Genomic DNA, 6,890 nt, shown 5'->3' with positions numbered 1-6,890 from the left:
GCACGGTAGTGCACAAGCCGTCCGAGCTGACCCCGCTCAGCGCCTACGCGGTGGCCGAGGCAGCGCTCGTGGCAGGGCTTCCCGCCGGTGTGCTCAACCTCGTGCCGGGTACCGGTGCGGACGTCGGCGCACCCCTCGTCGCCCACACCGGCGTCGCCGTCGTCTCGTTCACCGGTTCGACCGAGGTGGGACGGCAGGTCGCCGGAGCGGCCGTCACGAACCTCGCGCGGGTCTCGCTCGAGCTCGGGGGGAAGTCGAGCAGCATCGTGACCGACGACGTCGACCTGGAGCACGCGGTCCGGGCGACCGTGGAGTCCTGCATGCTCAACAGCGGTCAGACGTGCAGTGCGTTGACGCGGCTCCTGGTGCCCGCGGACCGGCTGGACGACGCCGTGCGCATCGCCGGCGCGCACGCCGACGCCATGGTGGTCGGCGACCCCACCGACCCTGGCACCGAGCTCGGGCCGCTCGTGAGCGCCGCCCAGCTCGAGCGGGTCGACGAGCTGGTCGCTGCGGCCGTCGCCCGGGGGGCGCACGTCGGCACGCGACGCACCGAGACCCCCGCCGTGGGGCACTACCGACGCCCGGTGGTGCTGAGCGGCCTCGCCCCGGACGACCCCGCGAGCTGCGAGGAGATCTTCGGTCCGGTCCTCGTCGTGCACGGCACCAGGGACGACGACGACGCCGTGACCCTCGCGAACGCCACGCGGTACGGCCTGTCGGGAGCCGTGTGGTGCGACGACGACGACCGCGCCTTCGCCATCGCCGCCCGGCTCCAGACCGGACAGGTGCTCGTCAACGACGCCGAGTTCTCCGTCGAGTCGCCGTTCGGCGGCTGGAAGCACTCGGGCTTCGGGCGCGAGCTGGGTCCCGAGGCCCTCCACGAGTTCACCGAGCTGACGACCGTCCAGCGCTAGCCACCCCCACCCACGACCCCACCACCACAAGGAGCTCCGAGATGCCTCAGCCCACCGTCGAGTACTGGCCGCTCACCCAGGACCAGCGCGACATCGTCGAGCTCGTCAGCAGGTTCGCCGCCGACGAGATCCGCCCCCGTGGCCGGGCGGTCGACGAGGCCGACACCGAGTCGCCGGTCGACGTGTTCGAGAAGGCGGCGAAGATCGGCATCACCGACTTCATGCTCCCGGAGAAGTTCGGTGGCGGCGGCTACACCGACGTGTTCACGCAGTGCCTCGTGCAGGAGGCGCTGTGCTGGGGCGATCCCGGCATCGGCAACTTCGTGTGCTCCAACGGCTTCTTCGCCGACCCCCTGCTCGCGCTCGGCAGCGAGGACCAGAAGGAGCGGTGGCTCCGCCCCCTCACGGGCCCGACGCCGCTCTTCACCGCGCTCGCGACGACCGAGCCGGGCTCCGGCTCCGACGCCGCGTCGATCGTCACGCGCGCCGAGAGGGTCGACGGCGGCTATGCCATCACCGGCCAGAAGGCGTGGATCTCCAACGCCGGCCTGGCCGACCAGTACGTCGTCTTCGCCAAGACCGACACGAGCCTGCGCTCCCGCGGCGTCACGGCGTTCCTCATGGAGAAGGACACGCCCGGCATGACCTTCGGCGAGCCCATGAAGAAGATGGGCCAGCGAGCGATCGTCTGCCGCGAGGTCTTCCTGGACCACGCCTTCGTGCCCGAGGAGAACCGGCTCGGCGAGGAGGGGCAGGGCTTCAGCGGCCTCATGGAGACCTTCGACGTCTCCCGCGTCGTCCTGGCGGCCGCGGCCACCGGTGCGGCCCGTGCCGCCTACGAGTACGCCCTCGCGTACGCCCGCGAGCGCACCCAGTTCGGCAAGCCGATCATCGAGCACCAGGCGGTCGCGTTCCGCCTCGCCGACATGGCCACGCGCATCGAGTCGGCCTGGCTGATGACCCTCCACGCCGCCCGGCGCCTCGACGCCGGCGAGAACGTGAACGGGCTGGCCGCGATGGCCAAGCTGCAGGCGTCCGAGACCGCGATGTTCGTGACCCACGCCGCCGTCCAGACGCTCGGGGGGTGGGGCTACTCCCGCGAGTACCCCGTGGAGCAGTGGATGCGCGACGTGAAGCTGGAGGAGATCGAGGAAGGCACCTCCGACATCATGCGCCTCGTCATCTCCCGCAACCTCTGAGACCGGAACGAGGAACCCCATGATCCGCACCGACTTCACCGAGATGTTCGGGGTCGAGCACCCCCTCGTCTGCGGGGGCATGACCGGCCTCGGCGTCGCCGAGCTCATCGCCCCCGTGGCGGAGGCCGGCGCGCTGGGGTTCCTGACCGCCCTGACGCAGCCCACGCCGGAGGCGCTCGCCGCCGAGATCGCCCGCACGCGCGAGCTGACGGACAGGCCGTTCGGCGTGAACCTGACGATCCTGCCGACGCGGGAGCCCGTGCCGTACGACGAGTACCGCGCCGCGATCGTCGAGTCCGGCATCACCGTCGTCGAGACGGCCGGCTCGTCCCCGGAGCCGCACCTGCCCGACTTCCATGCCGCCGGCATCAAGGTCATCCACAAGGCGACGAGCGTGCGGCACGCGCTGTCGGCGCAGCGCAAGGGCGTGGACGCGATCAGCATCGACGGGTTCGAGTGCGCCGGGCACCCGGGCGAGGACGACGTCCCGGGGCTCGTGCTCATCCCCGCGGCGGCCAGGGCGCTCGACGTGCCCGTGATCGCCTCCGGCGGACTCGCCACGGGCGCCGGACTCGTCGCGGCCCTCGCGCTGGGCGCCTGCGCGGCGAACATGGGCACGCGGTTCATGGCCACCACCGAGGCGCCGATCCACGAGAACGTGAAGCGGCAGATCGTGGCGAACGACGAGCGCGACACGGTGCTCGTGTTCCGCGAGCTCCGCAACACCGCGCGGGTGGCGCGCAACGCGGTGTCCGAGGAGATCCGGGCCATCGGGTCGCGCCCCGGCGCCACGTTCGACGACGTGGCCGAGCTCNNGGGCCGGGCAGTCCCAGGGCCTGGTCACCGAGGTGGCCTCCGTCCGCGAGGTCGTCGACACGATCGTGGCCGAGGCCACCGAGCTGTTCGGCACCTTGCCGGCCCTGCGGGTGGGATGAGGGGATGACCGTGCACGATCACGACCGGTCCGACGACGGAGCCAGGCTCGACGAAGGAGGAGCGCCCATGAAGGTCGTCGTGGTGGGAGCCGGGTACGCCGGGCTCGCGACCGCACTCGAGCTCGCGGACGCGGGCATCGACGTGGAGGTCGTCGAGGCGGCCGACCGGGTCGGGGGTCGGGTGTGGTCGGTCGAGCACGACTCCGTCGTGATCGACCACGGGGGCCAGTGGGTCGGGCCCACCCAGACCGAGCTGCTCGGCCTGGCCGCCCGCTTCGGCTGCGAGACCTTCCGGTCCTACGACGAGGGCCGGCACGTCGAGCTCTGGCCCGGCGGCGTCACGGAGCCGTTCACCTCCGACGAGCACGTCGACGGGTTCGGGGCGACGGAGTACGCCGACGCCGAGGCCCGGCTCGACGCGATGGCGGGGACGATCGACCTCGACGACCCGCTCGCCACCCCGGAGCTGCCCGACTGGGACGCGACGACCTTCGAGAGCTGGATCCGCGACGAGATCTCCGACGAGCAGGCGCGCGACCGGATGTGTCTGGTGCTCCGCGGCGTGTGGGCGTGCGAGCCGCGCGACGTCTCGCTGTTCCACGTCCTGTTCTACATCCGGTCCGCCGGTGGGCTCGGCCAGCTGCTGGGCACCCTCGACTGCGCCCAGGACAGCCGCTTCGTCGACGGCGCCCAGGCCCCGGCGCGAGCCGTCGCGGCACACCTGGGCGACCGGGTGCGGCTCGGCCTCCGGGTCCGGGCGATCGAGCACGGTCCCGGAGGGGTGACGGTGCGGACCTCAGGTGGCGACGTCGTGGCCGACCGGGTCGTCGTCACCGGGACCACCGCGGCGCAGGCCCGGATCGTCTTCGACCCGCCGCTGCCGGCCGCGCGCCGACGCTGGGTCGCGCGCAGCCCCATGGGCGACGTCGCCAAGGTGCACGTGGTCTACCCGACGCCGTTCTGGCGCGAGGCCGGCTTGTCGGGCCAGCTGGTCGCCTACGACGGGTCGCCCGTCTCGTACACGTTCGACAACTCGCCGGCCGACGGATCGCGCGGCGTCATCGCCGCCTTCGTCTACGGCGACGCCTACCGTGCCTGGTCGCGACTCGAGGAGCCCGAGCGTCGCGCCGCGATCCTGGCGCCGCTCGTGGCCGCCCTCGGCCCGGAGGCCGACCGCCCCGACGACGTCCTCGCGACCTGCTGGCCCGACGACGAGCTCGCCGAGGGTGCGTACGCGGCCGTCCCGTCGCCCGGGACCTGGTTCGAGCACGGCGCCGACGGCTGGCGCTCGCCCGCCGGGCGCGTGTCCTTCGCCGGCACCGAGCAGTCCGCTCGGTGGAACGGCTACATCGACGGGGCCATCCGGTCCGGCCGCGAGGCGGCCCGGACCATCATGCAGGCGACGCGACCTCGGCCGCACCGCCTCGACCACGAGGAGACGACGTGACCGACACGGGACGAACGAACGAGCCCGAGGGAGCCGAGCTGGAGCGCCGGCTCGAGATCCTCGAGGGTCCGCGAGCCGACGAGATGCTCCAGGACGACCTGCCCGTCAGCGACCTCGTGTGGCTGCTCGTGGTCGGCGTCGTGGTCTCCGCCCTCCTGCTNCCTGCCGCTCGTGCGGTCGGAGCGGATCTGGGGCTTCTGGCAGTACACGTGGGTCAACGTCGGCCTCGCGATCGCCACGTGGGCGTTCCTGCAGGGCGCGGCCGTGGCCTACTACGTGGGCGTTCGCGAGGCGATCGCGAGCATCGTGGTCGGGTACGCGGTCAGCATCCTGCTGGTGTCGCTGGCGCCGGTCCTGCCGTGCGCCAAGTACGGCATCGAGCAGTTCATCCTCCTGCGCAGCGTGTTCGGCACGAACGGCGCGCGAGTCGTGATGGTGGCCGTGTCCACGATCTTCGCGGCGGCCTGGGCGGCCGTCCTCGCGATCATGCTCGGCCACGGCGTCGTCAACCTCCTGAACCGGGTGTTCGGGACGTCGATGGGACACGCCGGACCTGCGGTGACCGTCGCCGCGATGGTCGCGATCGTGGTGGCGTGGGCGATCCTCGCCCGAGGTCCGGTCTCGGTCGAGCGGGTGAGTGCGGTGGTGGCGCCCGTGCTCATCGTCGTGCTGGTGGGCATGGTCGTCATCATCCTCACGCGCACGCCGTGGTCGACGATCTCGGAGCTCCCGTCCCTCGGGCAGGAGCCGGACCGCCGCACGAACTTCATGCTCGCCATCGAGCTCGGCATCGCCGGCGGCTTCGCCTGGTGGCCGAACCTCGGGAACCTGGCGCGCCTCAGCACCGGTCCCCGTGCGGCCTTCTGGCCGAACTGGCTCGGGGTGTTCCTCGCGTCCGTGCTGGCCGCGGTCGTGGGTGTGCTCGCCGCGCTGAGCCTGCAGAGCACCGAGCCGACCGACTGGATGATCCCGCTCGGCGGCGTGGTCCTGGGCTCGATCGCCCTCGTGGCCATCGGCCTGGCCAACCTCACCGCCATCCTGTCCCAGGGGTACGGGTCGATGGTGGCGCTGCGCTCGGGGGGCGGGCGCTTCTTCAAGGCCCTGCCGTGGCCCGTCATGGGACTCGCGATCCTCGGCCCGGCCGCCGTGCTGGTGTGCTTCCCGGCCACCGTCTACGACAACTACGGACGATTCCTTTCCTGGGGCGCCATCGTCGTGGCCCCGCTGTGCGGCGTGCAGATCGTGGACTACTTCGTCCTGCGGCGCACCCGCATCGACGTGCGGGAGCTGTACCGCCCGGTGGGGGAGTCGGTCTACGGCTACTGGGGCGGCGTCAACGTCATGGCCTTCGTCGCCGTGGTCGCCGGCGCGCTCACCTACAGCTCGCTCCTGCACCCGATCGACTACGTCCCGAGCGCGCTGTTCGTCTACACGACCGCCTCCGTGCCGTCGTTCCTGGTCGCGGCATCGGTGCACTACGTGCTCGCTCGGTGGGTCAGTCGCCCCCTGGGGATGGGCGGGTACCCGGTGATCACGCGGGAGCCTGCCGGCCGGGACCGGTAGGCAGGACCGCCGCCGGCGCCGCGGCGGGGGTGTGGTGACCGGGTCGACCGGTCGTCCCTCAGCCTCCGCCGCGGGCGCTCCGCCGCTCGACCAGGACCGTGTCGCGCCAGTGTCCCGCGTACGGGCCGACCGCGGCCCGGCCGATGCGCTCGCGGGTGCCGACGACGCGGAAGCCGTGGGCGGCGTGCAGCCGAAGGCTCGCCTCGTTCTCGGGGAACACGTTGGACTGGATGGTCCAGATGCCGGCCGCCTCGGTCGAGGTGACGAGGGCGCCGAGCAGCAGCCCGCCGACGCCGAGGCCCCGCGCCGACGCGGCGACGTACACCGAGTGCTCCACCACGCCGGCGTAGACGGCGCGGGTGGAGACGGGGGAGCAGGCGACCCAACCCACCACGTCACCGTCGCCGCGCAGGGCCACGTGCCGATGGCCGGGCAGGCGGGAGGCGTCGAAGTCCCGCCACGACGGCGGCTCGGTCTCGAACGTCGCGCTGCCCGCGGCGATGCCCTCGGCGTAGATCCTCTCGACCTGCGGCCAGTGGCGCTCCGTCAGGGGGACCAGCGTGATCTCCGAGCGCTGCACGGGGGAGGCGGGTCAGACGGTCGCGTCGACGTCGGCGTCGGCAAGCACGCCGGCCACGCGCGCGAGCGCACCTGGCACGAGCGAGTAGTAGGCCCACGTGCCGCGCTGCTCGCGTGCCAGCAGGCNCCGCCTCCACCAGCACCTTGAGGTGGTGCGAGACGGTGGGCTGACTCAGCCCGACCGGCTCGGTGATGTCGCAGACGCAGGCCTCGCCGCCCTCGTGCGCGGCCACGAGCGACAGCAGTCGCA

General features: G+C 72.6%; 6 protein-coding genes and 1 pseudogene. 5 read left to right on the top strand and 2 right to left on the bottom strand.

What is annotated here, in order from left to right; all coding sequences use genetic code 11:
• The 5 genes and pseudogenes from ASF38_RS04535 to ASF38_RS19645 form a co-directional block, all read left to right on the top strand.
• Positions 1-917, top strand: a 917-nt coding sequence (locus tag ASF38_RS04535) for an aldehyde dehydrogenase family protein (RefSeq protein ID WP_200914404.1), incomplete at its 5' end; no start/stop codon positions are given.
• A 41-nt stretch (positions 918-958) separates the two neighbouring features.
• Entirely contained in the window at positions 959-2,116 is a 1,158-nt protein-coding gene (locus ASF38_RS04530; protein WP_056573936.1) for an acyl-CoA dehydrogenase family protein, read from the top strand.
• A 19-nt stretch (positions 2,117-2,135) separates the two neighbouring features.
• Positions 2,136-2,930 (top strand): annotated as a pseudogene (locus tag ASF38_RS04525) (NAD(P)H-dependent flavin oxidoreductase); the annotation flags it as partial.
• A gap of 125 nt (positions 2,931-3,055) precedes the next feature.
• A complete protein-coding gene (locus ASF38_RS04520) occupies positions 3,056-4,498 on the top strand; it encodes an FAD-dependent oxidoreductase (protein ID WP_056573933.1) in 1,443 nt (480 codons plus the stop codon).
• Between the two features lie 171 nt (positions 4,499-4,669).
• Positions 4,670-6,061 carry a cytosine permease gene (locus tag ASF38_RS19645; protein ID WP_056573930.1) on the top strand — a complete coding sequence of 464 codons (1,392 nt, stop codon included), beginning with the start codon at positions 4,670-4,672 and terminating at the stop codon, positions 6,059-6,061.
• A 58-nt stretch (positions 6,062-6,119) separates the two neighbouring features.
• Here ASF38_RS19645 and ASF38_RS04510 read toward each other — a convergent pair whose 3' ends face one another.
• On the bottom strand, positions 6,120-6,641 hold the full coding sequence (locus ASF38_RS04510; RefSeq protein WP_235497394.1) for a GNAT family N-acetyltransferase: 522 nt from the start codon (positions 6,639-6,641) through the stop codon (positions 6,120-6,122).
• 126 nt (positions 6,642-6,767) lie between these two features.
• Positions 6,768-6,890 (bottom strand): ArsR family transcriptional regulator (locus tag ASF38_RS18815; protein ID WP_235497429.1); only part of this gene is annotated, 123 nt, incomplete at both ends.

It is taken from the genome of Aeromicrobium sp. Leaf272 (assembly GCF_001422865.1).
In the GTDB taxonomy this organism is placed as follows: domain Bacteria; phylum Actinomycetota; class Actinomycetes; order Propionibacteriales; family Nocardioidaceae; genus Aeromicrobium.
The sequence above is the reverse complement of the archived record's forward strand: the minus strand, read 5'-3'. Positions and strand labels throughout refer to the sequence as shown.

What these genes read in the sequence shown, in the direction of transcription:
- ASF38_RS04530 (WP_056573936.1), top strand. Translation starts at nt 959, where the DNA reads ATGCCTCAGCCCACCGTCGAGTACTGGCCGCTCACCCAGGACCAGCGC.
- ASF38_RS04520 (WP_056573933.1), top strand. Translation starts at nt 3,056, where the DNA reads ATGACCGTGCACGATCACGACCGGTCCGACGACGGAGCCAGGCTCGAC.